General features: G+C 39.7%; 17 protein-coding genes and 2 pseudogenes. 2 read left to right on the top strand and 17 right to left on the bottom strand.

Annotation, left to right across the window (positions count from 1 at the left end; genetic code table 11):
* The first annotated feature begins 55 nt into the window (after window positions 1-55).
* Window positions 56-1,878 (top strand): annotated as a pseudogene (locus LFLEISCH_RS03885) (LTA synthase family protein).
* 42 nt (window positions 1,879-1,920) lie between these two features.
* Here LFLEISCH_RS03885 and LFLEISCH_RS03880 read toward each other — a convergent pair.
* From LFLEISCH_RS03880 to LFLEISCH_RS03805, 17 genes and pseudogenes are all read right to left on the bottom strand, one after another.
* On the bottom strand, window positions 1,921-3,099 hold the full coding sequence (locus LFLEISCH_RS03880) for a nitrate/nitrite transporter (protein ID WP_007473199.1): 1,179 nt from the start codon (window positions 3,097-3,099) through the stop codon (window positions 1,921-1,923).
* A 110-nt stretch (window positions 3,100-3,209) separates the two neighbouring features.
* Entirely contained in the window at window positions 3,210-3,860 is a 651-nt protein-coding gene (locus tag LFLEISCH_RS03875) for a response regulator transcription factor (RefSeq protein WP_007473196.1), read from the bottom strand.
* Window positions 3,857-4,411, bottom strand: a complete 555-nt coding sequence (locus tag LFLEISCH_RS14590; RefSeq protein WP_077907949.1) for a sensor histidine kinase — start codon at window positions 4,409-4,411, stop codon at window positions 3,857-3,859. Before LFLEISCH_RS14590 ends, LFLEISCH_RS03875 begins: the two co-directional genes overlap by 4 nt.
* 16 nt (window positions 4,412-4,427) lie before the next feature.
* Window positions 4,428-4,895, bottom strand: coding sequence for a PAS domain-containing protein (locus tag LFLEISCH_RS14585; protein ID WP_007473193.1), 468 nt, complete (start codon window positions 4,893-4,895; stop codon window positions 4,428-4,430).
* Window positions 4,879-5,103, bottom strand: coding sequence for a hypothetical protein (locus LFLEISCH_RS14580; RefSeq protein WP_007473190.1), 225 nt, complete (start codon window positions 5,101-5,103; stop codon window positions 4,879-4,881). Before LFLEISCH_RS14580 ends, LFLEISCH_RS14585 begins: the two co-directional genes overlap by 17 nt.
* Window positions 5,075-5,362 carry a hypothetical protein gene (locus LFLEISCH_RS03865; RefSeq protein WP_007473188.1) on the bottom strand — a complete coding sequence of 96 codons (288 nt, stop codon included), beginning with the start codon at window positions 5,360-5,362 and terminating at the stop codon, window positions 5,075-5,077. Before LFLEISCH_RS03865 ends, LFLEISCH_RS14580 begins: the two co-directional genes overlap by 29 nt.
* Before the next feature lie 64 nt (window positions 5,363-5,426).
* Entirely contained in the window at window positions 5,427-6,104 is a 678-nt protein-coding gene (gene narI / locus LFLEISCH_RS03860) for a respiratory nitrate reductase subunit gamma (RefSeq protein ID WP_007473187.1), read from the bottom strand.
* On the bottom strand, window positions 6,094-6,669 hold the full coding sequence (gene narJ / locus LFLEISCH_RS03855; RefSeq protein WP_007473185.1) for a nitrate reductase molybdenum cofactor assembly chaperone: 576 nt from the start codon (window positions 6,667-6,669) through the stop codon (window positions 6,094-6,096). The genes narI and narJ overlap by 11 nt, the downstream gene beginning before the upstream one ends.
* Window positions 6,662-8,227, bottom strand: coding sequence for a nitrate reductase subunit beta (gene narH / locus LFLEISCH_RS03850; RefSeq protein WP_007473183.1), 1,566 nt, complete (start codon window positions 8,225-8,227; stop codon window positions 6,662-6,664). The genes narJ and narH overlap by 8 nt, the downstream gene beginning before the upstream one ends.
* Window positions 8,217-11,868 (bottom strand): annotated as a pseudogene (locus tag LFLEISCH_RS03845) (nitrate reductase subunit alpha). The gene narH and the pseudogene LFLEISCH_RS03845 overlap by 11 nt, the downstream one beginning before the upstream one ends.
* A gap of 352 nt (window positions 11,869-12,220) precedes the next feature.
* Window positions 12,221-13,012, bottom strand: coding sequence for a uroporphyrinogen-III C-methyltransferase (gene cobA / locus LFLEISCH_RS03835; RefSeq protein ID WP_007473179.1), 792 nt, complete (start codon window positions 13,010-13,012; stop codon window positions 12,221-12,223).
* Window positions 13,013-13,014: 2 nt separating this feature from the next.
* Window positions 13,015-13,329, bottom strand: coding sequence for a nitrite reductase small subunit NirD (gene nirD, locus LFLEISCH_RS03830; RefSeq protein ID WP_007473177.1), 315 nt, complete (start codon window positions 13,327-13,329; stop codon window positions 13,015-13,017).
* Entirely contained in the window at window positions 13,326-15,731 is a 2,406-nt protein-coding gene (nirB, locus tag LFLEISCH_RS03825) for a nitrite reductase large subunit NirB (RefSeq protein WP_007473175.1), read from the bottom strand. The genes nirD and nirB overlap by 4 nt, the downstream gene beginning before the upstream one ends.
* A gap of 96 nt (window positions 15,732-15,827) precedes the next feature.
* Window positions 15,828-16,265, bottom strand: a complete 438-nt coding sequence (locus LFLEISCH_RS03820) for a precorrin-2 dehydrogenase/sirohydrochlorin ferrochelatase family protein (RefSeq protein WP_007473173.1) — start codon at window positions 16,263-16,265, stop codon at window positions 15,828-15,830.
* A 2-nt stretch (window positions 16,266-16,267) separates the two neighbouring features.
* Window positions 16,268-16,972: a sirohydrochlorin chelatase gene (locus LFLEISCH_RS03815; RefSeq protein ID WP_007473168.1), complete on the bottom strand. Its 705-nt coding sequence runs from the start codon at window positions 16,970-16,972 to the stop codon at window positions 16,268-16,270.
* A gap of 135 nt (window positions 16,973-17,107) precedes the next feature.
* Window positions 17,108-17,812, bottom strand: coding sequence for a DUF2238 domain-containing protein (locus tag LFLEISCH_RS03810; RefSeq protein ID WP_099048759.1), 705 nt, complete (start codon window positions 17,810-17,812; stop codon window positions 17,108-17,110).
* Window positions 17,813-17,867: 55 nt separating this feature from the next.
* Window positions 17,868-18,512: a redox-sensing transcriptional repressor Rex gene (locus LFLEISCH_RS03805; protein WP_007473164.1), complete on the bottom strand. Its 645-nt coding sequence runs from the start codon at window positions 18,510-18,512 to the stop codon at window positions 17,868-17,870.
* A 283-nt stretch (window positions 18,513-18,795) separates the two neighbouring features.
* On the opposite strand from LFLEISCH_RS03805, the gene LFLEISCH_RS03800 reads away from it, so the two are divergent.
* A partial coding sequence (locus LFLEISCH_RS03800) for an ABC-F family ATP-binding cassette domain-containing protein (protein ID WP_007473162.1) occupies window positions 18,796-19,737 on the top strand: 942 nt, incomplete at its 3' end.

The following is a 19,737-nucleotide window of genomic DNA, read 5'->3' as shown; positions in this document are numbered from 1 at the left end:
ATATAATTGGGAGTAATACCGTTTACCTAATTTTTGAAAGAAAGAGGCTTTTATTTTGTTAATTATTTATTTGATTTTAATTGTTGGCCAGTTTGCCCTAGCCTATTTTCAGGTTTTCCAAGACCCGAATATACTCAGTTTTATTGCGGATTTATCCTTTGTTATCGTGCTTCTTCTTCTCATCCATACTTTTGTTAAGCCGAGAGCTCAGGTTTATGTCTATGCAGGTCTTACGCTCTTTTTAGGCATTTTAATGCTTGTGTTTGTTCTTTACGGTCGCTTTTATAATGAGATTCCGACTTATCATAGTCTTTCTCTAATCGGCGAAGTTGGTGTGGTGAAAGATAGCGCAACGAGTTTATTAAAATGGTATGATTGGTTATTTTTTGCAAGTATTCTTTTGCTACCGGTTGTGCTTTATCTTGATCTAAAAAAGGTGTTCGCTTTAAAGCCTTTTCCATTAAAAGAGGTCCGTTCGGAATAGCTATTCTTTCGCTCGTTCTTTTAATTGGCATTTTCACATATGATATGATGAATAAAAATATTATCAGTGATACTAAACGTGCCGAGCGAATGGGTGTTTTTACGTTTAATTTAGCTACAGCTTTTACAGGGACGACAAATGTTCGGGCGGCTGATATAACCGCTGATAATATCCGCGAAATAAAAGGCGTTTCCTTAAAGAAAAATCCGAAATATTTCGGTGCTGCGAAAGGAAAAAATTTAATTATTATTCAACTTGAATCCTTTCAGCGTAATTTGACGGGCGTTAAACTAAATGGTCAGTCGGTTACACCTACGCTTGATAAGCTTGAAAATGAAACTTTTTATTCGGATTCATTTTTCCAGACTGTATCAAAATCAAATACGGCTGACGCGGAATGGTCCGTTTATACATCTACTTTCCCAAGTGGGTATTATACGAATACTCAAACGTACGGAGACCGTGTGATTCCTTCTTTACCACGTACACTTTCTGATAAGGGATATAAGACGGCAACCTTCCATACGAACGATGCGAGTTTCTATAATCGGGACAATTTTTATCCAGCAGTGGGCTTTAATAAGTTTTATGATCGTTCTTTCTTCGGGGATGATGATGTTATCGGGTTTTCTCCAAGTGATGAGGTGCTTTATAATAAAACCCTTCCTATTTTAGAAGAACATTACAAAAATGATGAGAATTTTTATGCGCAGCTTATTTCGGTCAGTAGCCATATGCCCTTTAAAATTCCTGAGTCGAAGCAGTCGCTTACGTTACCTGAAAACTTAAATGGCACTGAGCTTGGCAACTATTTCCAAGCGATGCATTACGCCGATAAACAGCTTGGTGCTTTCATTCAAAAGTTGAAGAAAAGTGGAATTTGGGATGATTCTGTTGTGGTTATGTACGGGGATCATCACATCATTGACACGACAAAATTGCCTGATGAGCAAAAAACCTATGTGAACCGCTCGAGTGAATTAAAAGCGCAGCCAGCAGATGATTACCGCATTCCGTTTTACCTCCACATCCCTGGCGTAGATGAGAGCGGCAAAATTAATAATATTGGTGGCGAGATCGATATTATGCCGACCGTTCTTAACCTTCTCGGGATTAAAGCAACGGACCAAATTATGTTTGGGGAAGACATCTTAAATACGCAAACGAATTTTGTTCCAGAGCGATATACCATGCCAGAAGGTAGTTATTTAGCTAATGATTATATGTACATGCCTGATGAAAGCTTTGAAACAGGAAAAGCGACCTATTATGATGGTCAAAATAAAGAACTTTCATCTGACGTGAAAAAACGCTTTGAAGCAAGTAGAAAACTACTCCAGTATTCTGACAGCTATGTTAACAACTTACCTAAACAAAAAGATGTTGAAAAATAATAAAAAGCCACTTTTCATTTGAAATGAAGAGTGGCTTTTTTCTTATATTTTTTGTTCGCTCATTTTTGGACGAATATAAACCATCCAAACGACAATGAGGCAAATACAAGCAAAGATGCCTAGGAAAACAAAACCTAATGCAAATGAACCTGTAGACTCTTTGACTGCTCCAAGAACTAATGGTGGGAAGAATCCACCAAGTCCCCCTGCTGCGCCTACAAAACCTGTGACCGCACCTGTATTTCCTTTTGAAACCATCGGGACCATTTTAAACACGACACCATTTCCGAGTCCAACGGCTAAAGCAGTAAGGAAGATACATGTTGTGAAAATAACATAATTTTCTAACAGCACGGCCATTCCAAGGGCAAATAAAATGACACAAATGAAAAGTCCGCTTAATAATTTAGTTGGATTCATTTTATCCGCGACAACCCCGCCAACTGGACGCATTAATGTCGCGACTGCGGCAAAAGCAGCTGAAACTAAGCCTGCATTTACAGGATTCATTAAAAATTGATCGGACATAAAGGATGGTAAATAATTGCTTAGCGCCACAAAAGAACCGAAAGTTAAAAAATAAAAGAGTGATAAGAACCAAGTATTTTTATCTTTTACTACCGAAAGTTGCTGTTTAAGGGTTTTCTTTTCTGAAGAGATGGGCATTTCTTTTGCTAAAGTGGCAAATAATAGGATGATAATGATAAGGGCGATAATTAAGGAATAATAAATCCAATCGAATCCCAAGTTGCTATTAATTTGCGGAATAATTAAGCCAGCGAGCGCGTTACCAATATTCCCCATGCCGGCAATTCCAAGAATGAGGCCTTGTTTTTCAGGTGGAAACCAAGCAGATACATATGAAATAGCAATAGCAAATGTTGTCCCTGCCATCCCAAGCAGTAAGGCTAATAAAATTAGGAGCGGAAAAGACTGTACCATTGGAACAAAAATAAGTGGTAAAATAATGAAAATCATTGTCCCGATATATACTTTTTTACCTCCTAACCGATCACTAAGGATTCCCATTGGTATGCGCATGATAGAGCCAAGTAGAACGGGTGTGGCAATTAAAAGACTTTTTTGCGAAGCAGACAAATCGAAACTAACCGCAATTTGATTTGCGACTGGTGATATGCTGGCCCACACCATAAATGAAACTGCCATCGCTACTGTGGCCATAATAAGTGCTGTAATCGAATCTTTTTTTGTGTTAGACATATCTTATTTCCCCTTTGTAAAGTTTTATCTTATTTCATGATAACCCTTTCACAATTAAACCTCTATAGGGGAAATACCTAAAAAAAGATACTATAAAAGCTTATAGCATCTCATAAATCAATTAAATTTTTCTTAATCGCATAATGTACCAGTTCCGTTCTTTTTTCAAACTCAAGTTTATGCATAATACTCGTTTTATGTGCTTCCACCGTTTTCACGGAAATAAAAAGCTTTTGTGCAATTTCTTTGTTGCCGTAGCCAAGCGCGATGAGGGGTAAAATTTCTTGCTCTCGGTTTGAGAGTAGCTCATATGAATTTATTTTTTCATCAACTTCTTGGTTGGATAAAAATTCACGAACTAATGCTGGAGCCACGCTTGGATAGATATAAATCCCGCCTGAATAAACAGCACGAATAGCCTCAAGCATTTCACCATCATGCGCGTTTTTTAATAAGTAGCCAGAAGCACCAATTTTTAGTGCCCGAAATAAATATTCCTCATCGTCATGCATGGTCATAATAAGTACTTTTACTTGTGGATATTTTTCTTTGATTTTCTTTGTTGTCACAAGACCATTTTCACCTGGAGGCATGCTCAAATCCATTAAAACCACATCTACGTCTGCCTGTTCAAGTTTTAACATCGCCTCAAGTCCGTCCGCCGCGTCACAAACCACTTCCATATCTTCTTGTTTATTAATGATAAATGACAAGCCTCGCCTCACAACAACATGATCATCTGCTACCATAATTCGTATCATATGCTATCAACCCCTATTTTGACGATCACTTCTGTGCCTTTTCCATGTTCAGATTGGATATCACATATTCCGCCGCAAAGTTCTACACGTTCTTGCATATTTAATAAACCTAAACCGGAACCTTTAATTTCCATGTCAGCTAACGTAAAACCTACACCATCATCAATCACCTCTAAAATCAGCAACTTTTCGCGTTTTCTAAGGGTGACCACAATATCATCAATGTCAGCATATTTGGCGGCGTTTAACATAGCTTCTTGAGCCACTCGGTAAAGCGTTGTTTCAACAGTTGAGGAGAAACGCTCGTTTTGCACATCTGAAATCAAAGCTACTTCCACACCAAAAATTTGTTCGTAACGCTTACAATATGATTTTAATGCCGAATATAAACCTAAATCGTCCAGTGCTGCCGGGCGTAGGTCAACTGCCATATTGCGGATTTCTGTTAATAAATTGGTAACAGATGTTTCAACATCATCCATTTGCTTATCAAACGTTCCGCCTTTTTCCATGTATTTCAGCTTTCTAACTTCCATTAATGCACTGTACATTTCTTGTGCGATACCATCATGCAGTTCCCGTGATTAGTTTTTTTCGTTCATTTTCATGGGCATTTAAAACATATTTCGTTAAGGTGGATTTCTGTAATTGTTTCGCAATTTCTTGTTGTTCGGTTAAATTACGCAGAATCAAAACGCAGCGTTCGCTTTTTTCATCAATAACAGAGAAACTTGCACTATACGGGATTTCAAGCCCATTTTTTAATTCTATGTAGATTTGAAAAGAACTTCCGTCTTCGCGTTTTTTTATTCGACAATCACGACACGTATGTTCCTCCATTGACGAGGTGCAGCCTTTACAAACGTAGCAAAAACTACTGATTTGTTTCCAGTCCGTTAAAGCATCATGAAGCAACTTTTGTGCTGCTTTATTTTGATTAATGATTCTTTGCTCATAGTCCATAATAAAAACCGCATCACTCGTTTTTTCAAAAAAAAGCTGAATAAGAGAAGAATTTTCAGTGAATGAGCTCATCTAAATTATCCTTTCCGTTTATAAACTGTATAAGCTTAGGTGCTAGCTCAGTAGAAATTTTTTCTAGCTGTTCTAATTTTGTTTTTTCGAGTTGCGTTTCTTTTCGGTACCCGCCAAGAAAAATGGCCATGACTTCCTGATCAATTAAAATAGGAATGGCTAGAATAGAAATGAGGTTTTCAGTAATGGCAATAGGATACTCTTCCAAAGTGCCATTCATTTCGTTTTTTTAAATTAGTTACGGCCATGGGCCGGCCTGTTTTCCATACTATTCCAGCAATTCCTTTTCCAACCTGTAAAACAATCTTTTGATAGCGATTGTTGCGGTTTCCGGAAGCAAACAACCATTTGATTTCTTTCAGGCTCGTTTTGCTTGTGTTCATCGCGATGCTAAGGAAATCTACAGATAAATCTAGCCTCGCTTCAATTAAAAAGTCCGTTATCTCTTTGGCTAATTCATTCTTCATCTTTGCGCCTCCCGTAGTCTCTTACTACTACTATAACGCAACTCAAATAAAATGAATAGTGGCATTATGACGGATTTTTCCGGTAGATGATATATCTTCTTTTTAGGTAACTAAGCGGTACACTCCACGCGTGAACAAGCCGCGTATAAGGAAAAAGTCCGAAAATCACAAAAGCGCTCAAGATATGTAGTTTAAAAAGGAGCGGGATTTCTGCCATCAAATTAGCGTCCGGTCTAAACATAAAAATTTGTCTAAACCAGATGGAAATGGATTCTCGGTAGTCAAAACCAGGCACTTCTTTTGTCCCAAATAAAGTACTTAGTATCCCTAAAAGAAGTGTTAAAAGTAAGGTTAGATTTACAATGATATCGCCTGATGAGCTTAGGCGTCGCACACTTTTATGACTAATGCGCCGGTAGGTCAGTAAAAACATGCCGATAAATGTCATAACACCAAAAACAGATCCAATGCCAACTGCGATGATGTGATACGTATGTTCACTCATTCCGATGGCTTCTGTAAAGGATTTTGGAATGACTAGGCCGACAAAATGTCCCCCGACTACGAATAAAATGCCCACGTGAAATAAAATGCTGCCTATCATCAGCTGCCTTTTCTCAATTAATTCACTGGATTTCGCGGTCACGCTAAACTTATCGTAGCGATAGCGAAAAATATGGCCGACAATAAAGCTTGCAAAGATAAGATACGGCAAAATGACCCATAAAAAATTATTCCACATAAGCCGAACCCTCCTTTTTAACCATACACGCTTTTAATTCTATTCGAAGAGCTTCCACTAGCGAAGCGTAAGGATGCTCTTCTTCTTTTAAATTTTGGAGTAAAAAATAGGTCCCGTCCTCGATTACACCAAAAGATACTTGTAAATCTTGAAAACGTTCGTCCATGTACCAATCACCCGCTTCATAAAATTCAAGCATCAGGGGTAAAAAATCGGTTAATTCTTCGTCCACTGCAAGCAGTCCGAACATTTCATATAAAAATTTTAATTTAGCAAGCATTTGGCCGCGTTCTCGTGCATCTTCAAATTTGTAGTAGGTCATATAAAGAGAGCGTTTTTTGGTAAAATCAAAACTTTCTGCGTAAAATTGTTCTACTTCGTACAGGCGTTTACTTTTTAAAAACTGCCAAAAATGCTCAAGATGCATTCTCGTGTCAGGTTCCGCAAACTCAAGGTTTTCTGTAATATAACGTTCATTCAAAAATTGTTTATCCGGATAATCCAACAAATGAGATAGTTTACCAAATAAGACTCGTTTTTTATTTAAAATCGCTGCATTAATCACGCCAAATCCCTCCGTAGAAGCTTTCTTCATACATTTCTTGTGTTGTTTTTCCGTCCGTATGGGCTTGCATAATTTGCGCATGATCAGGCGCTAAACTACATCCACTACACGCATCGCTAAATCCAGCCTCCCCTTGGGCACGGTACGTATCAATATAATCTTCTTTGTGACTTGTAGGGATAACAAAACGATCTTCATATTTTGCAATGGCTAATAAGCGATACATTTTTTTCAAATTTTCTTCCGTCAAGCCTACCCGTTCTAAACGTGCGGTATCAAATTCTTTTCCTGAAGAAACATTTCGCATATAAAGGCGCATCATAGCCATTTTATGAAGGGCTTCTTTTATAACGGTTGTATTTCCGGCAGTTAAAATGCTTGCCAGGTAATCTACTGGAAGACGCATTTCTTCAATTGCCGGAAAGATCATATCTGGATTTTGAATGGAATCTTTTCCTTCAAAATAATTCATAATGGGTGAAAGTGGCGGAACATACCACACCATCGGCATTGTCCGATATTCAGGATGAAGCGGAAACGCAATTTTATATTCTTTTGCCATTTTATAAATCGGTGAATTTTGGGCTGCTGTAATCCAGTCTTCCGTAATTCCATCCTTTCGTGCTTGTTCAATCATTTCCGGATCAAATGGATCAATAAATAAATCGAGTTGTGCTTCATAGAGTTCTTTTTCATCTTTTGTTTCCGCCGCTTCTTTTACACGGTCCGCATCATATAACATAACACCTAAATAGCGAATTCGCCCCGTACATGTTTCAGAACAAACCGTTGGAAGGCCCGCTTCAATTCTTGGGAAACAAAACGTGCATTTTTCAGCTTTATTCGTTTTCCAGTTAAAATATACTTTTTTATAAGGACAGCCGGTCATGCAGTAACGCCAGCCACGACACGCCTCTTGATCAACAAGAACGATACCATCCTCATCGCGCTTATACATCGCACCACTTGGACAGGATGCCACGCAAGCGGGATTTAAACAATGTTCGCAAAGTCGTGGTAAATACATCATGAAAGTAGTCTCAAAATTAGAGCGGATTTCAGATTCGATTTTTTTCATATTCGGGTCTTTTGGAAGCGTATTAGGCGCGCCAGCCAAGTCATCTTCCCAGTTTGGTCCCCATTCAATCTCCATATTCGCACCCGATATAACCGATTTGGGACGTGCAACAGGTTGGTTTTTTCTTTGTTCAGGAGAAAATAAATTTTCATAATCATACGTCCATGGTTCATAGTAATCTTTTAACTCTGGCATATCTGGATTATAAAAAATCTTTCCAAGAGCCACTTTACTCCATTTTGAACCCGATTTTAATTCAAGTTTTCCTTTTTTATTTAAAGTCCAACCACCCTTATACTCTTCTTGGTCTTCCCACCTTTTCGGATAACCGACGCCTGGTTTTGTCTCTACATTATTAAACCACATATATTCAGCACCCGGCCTATTTGTCCAGGTATTTTTACATGTCACACTACACGTATGACAACCAATACATTTATCAAGGTTCATCACCATTCCAATTTGCGCTTTAATCTTCAAGCCAATTCACCTCTTCTAGTTTTCTCACATTTACATATAAATCACGCTGGTTCCCAATCGGTCCGTAATAATTAAACCCATAGCTTAACTGGGCATATCCCCCAACCATTTGCGTCGGTTTCACATGGATTTTAGTTGGCGAATTATGACTACCACCGCGATTTCCCGTTAAGACGCTACCAGGTACATTTACATGTTTGTCTTGCGCATGATACATAAACATCGTGCCTTTAGGTATCCGGTGACTCACGACCGCTCTTGCAGTTACGACACCATTTCGGTTATACACCTCTAACCAATCGTTATCTTTTATCCCAGAAGCTTGGGCATCTTCATCGCTTAACCAAACATTTGGCCCGCCCCGGAAGAGCGTTAACATATGCTGGTTATCTTGGTACATGCTGTGAATATTCCACTTCCCGTGCGGTGTTAAATAGCGAAGCGTCAGCGTATTTTCACTTGCTTCTTTTTTAACATCGTCTCTTTTGGCAAAAACTTGAGGTGGCAGTGTCGGTTTGTATATCGGTAAGGCTTCGCCGTACTGTAAAAACAGCTCATGATCAATATAAAATTGCTGCCTTCCAGTGAGCGTACGGAACGGCACTAAGCGTTCAATATTGGTCGTAAACGGTGAATAACGTTTCCCGTTCGTATTCGAACCCGTAAAAACAGGTGTTGGAATAACTTCACGCGGCTGAACGGTAATACTTTGGAATGTAATTTTTTCCGCCTCACGGTCCTTTGCCAGATCTGTGAGTGCTACGCCGGTTGTTTCTTCGGCGCTTTCCCAAGCGCGCACCGCCACTTTTCCATTTGTCGCGCTTGAAATTCTAAGAATCGCATCGGCGACTTGCCGTTCATCTTTAATAATCGGTTTGCCACTTTTAATCGTATCATCTAGGTATGTGCCGTTCATTTGTTTGATTTCCTCATATTCAGGCGCCACTGAAAACTGTGTCCCGTGTGCACCAACGAGACCACTTGAAACGTTTGGGCCAAGCGAAATAAATTTATCGAAAACTTGTGTATAGTCGCGTTCGACAACTTGGAAAATCGGCATAGTTTTACCTGGAATCGCCTCTATCTCTCCTTTTTTCCAATCTTTAATTTCTCCGTATGGTTGGGCAATTTCCTTTTCTGAATCATGACCGAGCGGGAGCATTACGATATCTCGTTCTGGTTTATCAAAAATGTGGCGGGCCATTTTAGAAAAGACTTGCGCCAAATCTTTAAAAATATTCCAGTCTGATTTTGATTCCCAAAGTGGGTTAATGGCCGGGTTAAATGGATGCACGAACGGATGCATATCGGTGCTTGATAAATCGGTTTTTTCATACCAAGTGGCGGCTGGTAATACCACATCGGAATACATGGGTGTAGCTGTCATTCGAAAATCTAGTGTGACAAGTAAATCTAGTTTTCCGCGTACCTCTTCATCGCGCCACACCATCTCTTCTGGACGAAATTCATCATTTGGCTTGGATAGCAAATTATCGGTTGTCCCTAACAAATGTTTCATAAAGTATTCTTGTCCTTTACTGCTTGAGGACATTAAATTGGAGCGCCAGACGAAAAGTCCTCTTGGGAAGTTGTCAGGATTATCCGGGTCTTCAATCGCGAATTTTGTTTCACCGGAGATAAGATCCTTTACGAGTTCTTGAATTAACTCCTCATTCGTTTTTTCTGGTGCTTTCTCCCCGTAAGATAATGAACTTTTATCAAACTGCGGGAAGGAAGGTAGCCAGCCTAGGCGTGCTGCTAACACATTATAATCGGCTGGGTGCTTATAGCGTAAATCTTTTGAAAGTGGTGATTGGAGTGCGGAATGCTCCATCTCTTCATACTTCCACTGATCGGTTGCGAAATACCAAAAACTAGTCCCGTTTTGTTGTCGTACAGCTCCTTGCCAGTCTTTTGCGAAAGCGACAGTTTGCCAGCCTTCAATTGGTCGGCATTTTTCTTGGCCGACGTAGTGCGCCCATCCTCCGCCGTTTACACCTTGTGAGGCTGTTAAAATAACCAAGTTTAAAATGGAACGGTAAATGGTATCACTATTAAACCAGTGATTAATTCCTGCTCCCATAATAATCATGGAGCACCCTTTTGTATCAATCGCATTTTGGGCAAATTCACGCGCGACTTGTGTGACGATGCTTGCTTTTACGCCTGTTATTTTTTCTTGCCAAGCTGGCGTATACGGGCTTGTTTCATCATCAAAACTTTTTGCCGAAAGTGTATCGCCTTCTGCTGCGCTAATTCCGTATTGGCTAAGCATAATATCAAAAACAGTCGCAACAAGTCTTTCGCTACCGTCATGAAGCGTAATTTTCCGAACGGGTATGTGGCGGCTAAACGTGCCATTTCCAAGTTCATCAAAGAAAGGAAAAACAATTTTTTCAACATGGCCTTCTTCTTTTAATGAAAGTTTAGGCGCGATTTCTGTGCCGTCTTCGTTTTCGAGGCTTAAATTCCATTTTTCATTTTTAGCCCATCGCTGTCCAATTGTCCCGTTAGGCGTTATAATTCGGTCTGTTTTTTCGTCAATCAAACAGGTTTTCCATTCACCGTGTTCGCTCTCTAAGCCTAAATCCGTTTCCCGAAGAAATCTTCCTGCTTGATAGCCCTCTTTTGCTTCATCCAGTAAAATTAAAAATGGTAAGTCCGTATATCGTTTGGCATAGTTTAAAAACAAGGTTTCTTTTTTTTCATCATAAAACTCTTTTTAAAATAACGTGTGTCATCGCCTGTGCTAGTGCTGCGTCTGTACCTGGATTCGGCGCTAGCCAATTATCTGCAAATTTTACATTTTCTGCGTAATCGGGGGCGACTGCGACGACTTTTGTTCCTTTATAGCGCACTTCTGTCATAAAGTGGGCATCCGGCGTCCTTGTGAGCGGCACGTTTGAGCCCCACATCATGATGTAGCCTGCATTATACCAATCACTCGATTCTGGTACATCCGTTTGTTCGCCCCAAATTTGCGGGGAAGCGGGAGGTAAATCGGCATACCAATCATAAAAACTTAGCATTTCGCCGCCAAGTAATGTAATAAAGCGTGAACCTGCTGCGTAACTAATCATGGACATGGCTGGAATTGGCGTAAAACCCGCCACCCGGTCTGGCCCGTATTTTTTTATTGTATAAAGTAACATCGCGCTAATTAATTCGTAAGCATCCTGCCATGTGACACGAACTTGTCCACCTTTACCGCGCGACGCTTTATACGCTTCTGCTTTTTCAGGATCTTCGACAATGCTCGCCCAAGCCGCAACAGGATTCGGATGATTTTTTAACGCATTTTGCCACATTCTAAAAAGCAAACCGCGAATATACGGATATTTTACGCGTAGTGGACTATATTCATACCATGAAAAACTAGCACCACGCGGGCAACCACGGGGTTCAAATTCTGGCATATCTACACCACAAGAAGGATAGTCCGTAGCCTGATTTTCCCACGTAATAATCCCATTTTTCACAAAAACTTTCCAGCTACAAGACCCCGTACAATTCACTCCGTGTGTCGTCCGCACCACTTTATCGTGCGCCCATCTATCGCGGTACATTTTCTCCCAGGAACGGCTCTTTTCCTCTAAAATCGTCCAGTTGCCATTAAATTTTTCCGTCTTTTTTAAAAAAATTTCAGTCCTTTTTTCCGATACTTCACGATTCTCACCTCTGTCTATAAATTAAGAGACTTCCTTACCCTCAACTATACTGATTGTCAGCAGATTTATATATTAGGGATTTCTCTAATTTGGTTAAAAAGACAGTTGCAAGAGCTGCTCTAGCATCTCTTACAACTGCCTCCATGTCGCTTACTAACATTTCGTTTTAAACAACGCTTCGCTTCCTTCATTTTCAAAGTAAAAATCTGTAAAATCATTTTCCTTTAAAAACTTCTTTGTGAGCGCATCAAAACGCTTGTCTCGATTTGGGCCCACTTCTTGAAACCAAATATCAGCTCCGCGTGATGTGAATTCCACCATTTTCTCAAAAGAAAAAGGTTTTTCTGTGATATATAGAATTTTTTTTCCCAAAAAGGGGTAATTTTTCGAACCAACTTTCAGCAGGCGCCCGGCTCACAACGTCACCGGCAATAATCAACGCCGGATTAATAAGGTCTGCTTGCTCTACCAGTTGTTCAATCGACGAAAGCGTCCCCACTATCTTTTTCTGCCGTCCGTAACTCCCCCACGAAATAATCGCAACCGGTAAATCCAACGCTACCGCCTGTTCTAGAAGCTTTTTTTTAATAAAAGGAAGGTTTTCCATGCCCATATAAAAACAGGCCGTTCCGTGCTTCGTAAAGCCCGCCATTTGTTCGCTCTCCCCATGATCTCCTTTTCGGTGTGCGGTCGAAAGCGTGACATGGCTACTACTCTCCCTGTCCGTTAGTGTCACCCCCGCATACGCGGCAGCGCCTGATGCAGCCGTAATCCCCGGTACAATTTCATATGGCAATTTAGCTCGCTCCAAACAATCAATTTCCTCACGCACACGTCCAAAAATACTCGGATCTCCGCCCTTTAAACGAACAATTTCCCCCTCACTTTTGCCGTATTCCACTAAGGCTTCATTGATTTTTTCTTGTTTCATCGCATGATGGTAAGGTTTTTTCCCGCAATAAATCAGTTTGGCTGTTCGTTTCGTTAAATGTAAAAAAAGAGGATTACAAAGACGATCGTAAATCACAACATCCGCTGTTTTTAAAAGGCGCATTGCTTTTAATGTCAAAAGTTCCGGATCACCTGGACCTGCTCCAACTAAATAAACTTTCCCCATCACTAAATCCTCACATATACAAGGCCATCTAAAATATCCACCTCATATGTTTCGACACAACCTTCATCAGGCTCCTCGACTCGGCCATCTTGGAGGGAAATTTTATAGTCATGTAAGGGGCAAAAAACAAAATCGCCCGAAACGGTTCCTTCTGCTAAGGGGCCATTTTTATGCGGGCAAACATTACGAATCGCTTTTACACGGTCATCGCTTAATCTAAAAATGGCAATTTTTTCGTTTGCTATTAAACATTCATATCCCATCTGTTTCGGTAAATCTTCCAAACGACCTACTAAAAATTTTTGTTTCGTTTTCATGCTTCACTGCTCCCAACTGTATAAAGTTTTTGTTGTATGGCTTTGTCCCGGCAAACCTTTTGCCATGGCTCATCTCGCTTACCAGCTTTGTCTAAAGACTCTAACAGAAGGGCACGTTTTTCTTCATCCAAAAGCACCGTTTGAATATGCATAAAACCGAGTCGTTTCATCCACGGAGCCGTTCTCTCTCCATAAATTCCCGTTTCACGGTAGTAGGCAATCATTGCCCCACAAATATCCAGCACTTCCTCTTCGGTTTCTACAGTAGTTAAAAGTTTGCCCTCTTCAACTGTTGTACCGCCATTTCCACCAATATAAATTTGGAAGCCATTTTCCACACCAATGACGCCAAAATCTTTAACGCCACTTTCTACACAGCTTCTTGGACATGCTGAAACGCCCATTTTAAACTTATGCGGGGTGTCAATAAATTCATACCGTTCCTCTAACTTAATGCCTAGCCCCATTGAATCTTGTGTGCCAAATCGGCAGAAATTTTTTCCCACACAGGTTTTGACTGAACGTACTGCTTTTGCATAGGCTTCAGCAGATTTCATATCGAGCTCTTCCCAAATTTTAGGTAAATCTTCTTTTTTAATACCATACATGCCAATTCGCTGACTACCTGTTATTTTTACTAAAGGAACGTTGTATTTTTCAGCCGTCTTGGCAATTAAAAGCAATTGCTCAGGATTCGTTTTACCACCTCTCATCCGCGGAATGACTGAATAAGTTCCGTCATTTTGAATATTGGCATATAGTCGTTCATTCACATAGCGCGAAGCTTTTTCATCTTGGTGTTCATTTGGGAAGGCGACATTTAAGTAAAAATTAATAGCTGGGCGACACTTCGAACACCCCTCTTTTTGTTTAAAATGGAGGGCTTCATAAACGTCTGAACTTGTCTTCAATTGTTTTTTATGGATTTGTAACACGATTTCATCGCGCGATAAGTCGGTGCAACTACAGATTCCCTTACTCGTTTCGATGGCCTCCCCGCCTAATGCGAAACCGAGTAAATCATGTATTTTATCTTTGCATTTCCCGCACGAACCGCCTGCCTTAGTCACTTTTGTCACTTCAGCAACGGAACTTAATTGTTTATCCTTTATCGCCTCTAAAATGTTCCCTTTGGTAACGCCATTACATCCGCAAACGGTATCACTATTTTCCCAAGTCGTCACATCATCACCTGATAAGTCATCCGCTGAAGTTAGTAAGGAAATCGGACTGAGGCCACTAATATCTAATTTTTGCGTTATCATTTTTAAAAAGCGATTTTCTTCAGATATGTCTCCATATAAAATAGTCCCCACGACTTGTCCATTTTTAATAAACACTTTCTTGTAACTATGATTCCATTCGTCATGTGCTTCAATCGCTTTTGTTTCATCGTCAGCCAAAATAGTTCCTGCTGAAAACAAGTCACAGTCAGATACTTTTAAAGCGGTATATGTCATGCTTCCTTTATAGCCTTCTGTTGCAATGCCCGCTAATAGGTCCGCTAATACTTTTCCTTGTTCATAAAGTGGTGCTACAAGACCGTAACATTTTCCAGCATGTTCTACACATTCCCCAAGGGCATAAACATTTTTTTCGCTAGTTTCTAAATAATCATTCACCAAAATACCCCGATTTGTTGCGATTCCAGCTTCTTTAGCAAGGCTTGTTTCAGGTCGAATTCCAATTGACATCACAACTAAATCCGTATCCATTTGCGTGCCATCTGAAAAAGCGATTCCCGTTACCCGACTCTCACCTAAAATTTTTTCCGTTTTTGTTTCCATACGAAATTTTAATCCTTGTTTTTCTAAATCAGTTTTTAAAAGTTTGCCAGCCGCTTCATTCAATTGTGTTTCCATCAACCATTTTTCCAAATGAACGACCGTAACATCCATTCCCTGATCCACTAACCCTTTTGCTGCCTCAAGACCAAGCAGCCCGCCGCCAATCACGGTTGCTTTTTGATACTTTCGGGCATAATCTAAAATCTTTTTAGTGTCATCTATTGTACGAAATGCGACAACGCCTTCTAGTTCGGCTCCTTCTACTGGTAAAATAAACGGTTTGGATCCCGTCGCTAAAATACAACGATCATATGGAACCACGGACCCATCAGCTAATTCAATATTTTGCAAGCTACAATCCATTCGAACGGCTGGGTTATGATTATGTAAGTCGATGCCATTTTCCTTATACCAATCAAATGGATTCATAATAGTTTCTTCCACCGTCATTTTATTTTGCAAAATATTGGATAGCATAATCCGGTTATAGTTGGGATATTTTTCGGCTCCAATAATCGTAATTTGATATTTTTTTGCGTCACGCTCTAAAATTTCCTCTACACATCTGAGCCCTGCCATACCATTTCCAATGACAACTAATTTTTCTTTTTCCATCCCATTCACTCCTAAAATTGTGATGTTTTGAACATAAAATGATACGAATAATCACTTTTAGGATAGCATTAAAAAAAGAGGGAAAGAATTAGGGATTTACCTAAACTTTTCCTCTAAGTATTGCTTAAATTGGAGTGTTTCTTGTGGATTTCCATCGCGGCTTGCCATTCCGATTTGGAAATTTTCATACTCGGTTAGAACGACATTCCAAAAATCACTACGCGACTTGTCACTTACGTCGTTCACCCATTGAAACGGTGCTTTGTCACGACAAATCGTGGCGTTCAATAAAGCATCATTTGTGCAAGCAAAAATCAAATCGGCTTTCTGTAAATCTTTTTTTTCATAGACTTTTTTGGCAAAAGTAAGGTTTTGAGCCGTTGGAAAATCACTCCTAATTTCCGGTGCCACGATGTGGATTTTACAGTTTTCTGACGCTTTTAGAAGCCCCTCTACCTTCCGTTTTGCAATCTTTCCTCCACCAATTACGACAATTTGTTTATGGGCTAGCGATAAATTAATGAGATAACTCAATCCTACAGCTCCTTCCTAATTTCAGCGATGAGCATCTCTTTTAACCGATCATCCAAATTAAAAGAAGGTAAGATGGTAGCTTCCGGGAATGCCTCCTCGACCTCTTCTTTTAGGTTCGAGACAAGAAGACCATCTAGAAGAAAAAACGGAAAGACGATAATTTCCCCATTTTCCTGCCGCAACGCTCTCTTATAAGGCCTTTTTCCATGTAAAAAAGCTGATTTCACTTCTATGCCTAGCTGACCATTCACATTTTGGCAAATCTCATCTAGTTTTTCAATAATTTCCGGATATTTAGAAGAACCGTGTGCGATTAAAAAGAGCGTGGCTTTTTCCGTGTGCACATCCATACAAATTCTCTCAACAAGCACATCTACAATGCCATTTATTTCAGCAATGGGCGGTAGTGTTACAAATTGAAGTTTTGGCCAAACTTTTTTAACTTCCGTGAGTGCGTTCGGAATATCCACGCCCACATGTGTCGCGGTGAAGAGCAAGAGCGGAACTACTATGATTTTCTTTACGCCTTTTTGAACTAAATCCTGAATACCCGCTGAAATAGGATGATTTTCACCTTCTAAAAAAGCGAGTTGTTGTGGGGTTTCTATTCCTATTTTGACGAGCATATCAGATGCAAATTGAGATACTTTTTCGTTATTCTGTGCCACTCTACTCCCGTGTGAGATATATAAAATTCCTGATTTCATTTTGTCCCCCCCTAGCCGTTTAAAACTTATCTCTTCACTATAAAAGGATGCTAGCCCTTATGTCTATTAGGGAAATTCCCATTTCAATAAAAAACGCTAAAGAACGGTTTTCGCCGACTTTAACGCTTTTACACTTTATTTTTTTCGTTTAAATTCAAACTGTTTCATCCAAGGACGACCTTTTTTAAGTGCTACATAGCCGATTATTGCAATCACTAGCGCCCCAATGATATCCACAATAATATCGGTCATCGTATCTTCAAGTGCAGCCCGCCCAACTAGCGGCGTTCCGTTAGAAAGCGCAAAACGCTGCATATTTAAATTTAAAATAGCATCAAACGTATATTCATAGACTTCCCAAAATGCGCCTAGTGTGACTGCGAAACAGAAAGAGAATATCGCAACAAACCCTGGTTTCATTTTTAAAACAACATTTTCATTCGCATTGAGCAAGCTCACAAAAGAAAATCCAATCGCGCCTAGCATCGCACCACTAAATGTATGTAAAATTTTATCCCAGTGCGGTACGTTTGAATAGAATTGCTGAATGGTGCCCAGATAAATCGAAGCATATAAAAAGACAATAAACATTAAATAAACAAGTCCAGGAATTTCAAATTTGAATCGTCTTGAAATAATAGATGGTAGCGCTAGAATAATAATACCTAATATAATTTCTACCAGTAAGAAAATATAATCGCTTTTAAGTGTTACTTTTGGTCCCGATGCGGGTTGGACAGATGGGGCAGTAAAAATTTCAAAAATGGTGACAATCATCGAAATCCCCATCGAAACAAAAATAAAAAGGGCGACCCACTGCGTCCAGTTTAAGCCTTTTATTCGTTTCATTCTCTCACCTCTTTAGAGAAAAACCAGCGCGAGTACGCTGGTTCTTTTAGTTTTTAGATGGATAATTTTCTAAGAAATAAATAAGTGTTTGCAGTTCTGTCGTTAAATCGATATGATGTACACGCACTTGTTTTGGAACACTAATTCGAGCCGGGGTAAAGTTTAAAATTCCTTTTACATCTGCTGCAATTAGTTTATCAACAGTGGTTTGTGCCTCATCAGACGGAACCGTTAAAATGACCACTTCGACATTATTTTCTTTTAAAACTTCTTCCATATCATTTAAATGGTAAATAGGAATATCTTGTTGTACACTACCTACTTTTGAAGGATCCACGTCAAACGCTGCGCAAACGCGAATATTATTATTTTTCATAAAGTTATAATGAAGTAGTGCGGTCCCTAAATTCCCCACACCAATAATAGCAACGTTCGTTTCTTTATCTTGGCTGAGTGTTTTTCCAAAAAAGTCTAGAATATAGGAAACATTGTAGCCATATCCTTTTTTACCTAACGCACCGAAGTACGAGAAGTCACGGCGAATCGTTGCCGAATCCACTTTCACTGCCTCACTTAGTTCTGCTGAGGATACGCGTTCTTTTCCTGATTCATGTAAATATTTCAAATAGCGATGATATAAAGGTAATCGTTTCGCTGTCGCCTGTGGAATTTTTGTCGTTTCATCCATCATGCCAATTAGTCCCTTCTTCCTGATAAAATATGGTTGTTCCTCAAGTCCGTGAACTGCTCTTTCATTCACATGCTTGCTTATATACTATAAACATTTCACATAGAATGCACAAACTTTTTGCTCAAATTTTTGGGAAAGCTTTATTTTATCAGCTTTAATTTATTTTACTACTCTCATTGTATCGCAAAATCACAATAAATGCTAATATATTCACAAAATTAATTGTGTGATTGCAAGTCCCTCTCCTTTAAGCTAAACTAAGGTAGAGATAGGAGCGAAAAAAATGATTCTTTTACAAGTACAACAAATCGCGAAGTACTTTGGTGCTGAAACGATTTTGGAAAATATAAAATTAGAAATTAAAACGAATGATCGAATTGCTCTCGTTGGAAGAAACGGGGCCGGTAAATCTACCCTTTTAAAAATCATTGCCGGTCAAATTGGCTATGATGCTGGACAATTGTCAAAACCCAAACACGTAAAGATTGGTTATTTGGCACAAAATACGGGCCTTGAATCCAGTAAGACCATTTGGAATGAAATGTTGACAGTTTTTGAAGATTTAAGGCGAACGGGGCAAGAACTTCGTGAAATGGAACTTAAGATGGCGGATAGCGGGATGTATGAGGATGCTGAAACGGCTAAACAAGCTCTAGAGACGTACGATACCTTGCAACACCTTTTTAAAGAACAGGGCGGCTACACGTATGAAGCTGAAATTCGGTCCGTTTTGCACGGCCTACATTTTTTTGAAGAGGATTATGAAAAGCTTGTTGAAGCTTTAAGCGGGGGGCAGAAAACTAGGCTAGCACTGGCAAAACTCCTTTTATCCAAACAGGATCTGTTGATTTTAGATGAGCCGACGAACCATTTGGATATTGCGACGCTCTCTTGGCTTGAGGGCTATTTGCAAAATTATTCGGGTGCGCTCTTAATTGTGTCGCACGATCGTTACTTCTTGGACCGCGTCGTGAATCAAGTTTATGAAATTTCACGCACTAAAATTACGCACTATACGGGAAACTACAGTCGCTTTCTTGTTTTAAAGGCGGAGCAGCTTGAGAAGGACTGGAAAGAGTTCGAGAAACAACAGACGGAAATTGCGAAATTGGAAGATTTTGTTGCGCGAAATATTGTTCGCGCCTCCACTACAAAACGGGCGCAAAGCCGGCGTAAAAAATTAAGAGRAAAAATGGACCGCCTAGCTCGGCCAGAAGGTAACGAA

It is taken from the genome of Listeria fleischmannii subsp. fleischmannii LU2006-1, assembly GCF_000344175.1.
Lineage (GTDB): Bacteria > Bacillota > Bacilli > Lactobacillales > Listeriaceae > Listeria > Listeria fleischmannii.
This window is presented reverse-complemented; position numbering and strand designations above follow the sequence as displayed.

Excerpts from the sequence above, each read along its gene's own strand:
- LFLEISCH_RS14590 (WP_077907949.1), bottom strand. The coding sequence starts at position 4,411 with ATGTACAGTGCATTAATGGAAGTTAGAAAGCTGAAATACATGGAAAAA.
- LFLEISCH_RS03880 (WP_007473199.1), bottom strand. The coding sequence starts at position 3,099 with ATGTCTAACACAAAAAAAGATTCGATTACAGCACTTATTATGGCCACA.
- LFLEISCH_RS14585 (WP_007473193.1), bottom strand. The coding sequence starts at position 4,895 with ATGAGCTCATTCACTGAAAATTCTTCTCTTATTCAGCTTTTTTTTGAA.
- LFLEISCH_RS03875 (WP_007473196.1), bottom strand. The coding sequence starts at position 3,860 with ATGATACGAATTATGGTAGCAGATGATCATGTTGTTGTGAGGCGAGGC.
- cobA (WP_007473179.1), bottom strand. The coding sequence starts at position 13,012 with ATGGGGAAAGTTTATTTAGTTGGAGCAGGTCCAGGTGATCCGGAACTT.
- nirB (WP_007473175.1), bottom strand. The coding sequence starts at position 15,731 with ATGGAAAAAGAAAAATTAGTTGTCATTGGAAATGGTATGGCAGGGCTC.
- LFLEISCH_RS03805 (WP_007473164.1), bottom strand. The coding sequence starts at position 18,512 with ATGATGGATGAAACGACAAAAATTCCACAGGCGACAGCGAAACGATTA.
- nirD (WP_007473177.1), bottom strand. The coding sequence starts at position 13,329 with ATGAAAACGAAACAAAAATTTTTAGTAGGTCGTTTGGAAGATTTACCG.
- narI (WP_007473187.1), bottom strand. The coding sequence starts at position 6,104 with ATGTGGAATAATTTTTTATGGGTCATTTTGCCGTATCTTATCTTTGCA.
- LFLEISCH_RS03865 (WP_007473188.1), bottom strand. The coding sequence starts at position 5,362 with ATGAAGAATGAATTAGCCAAAGAGATAACGGACTTTTTAATTGAAGCG.
- LFLEISCH_RS03815 (WP_007473168.1), bottom strand. The coding sequence starts at position 16,972 with ATGAAATCAGGAATTTTATATATCTCACACGGGAGTAGAGTGGCACAG.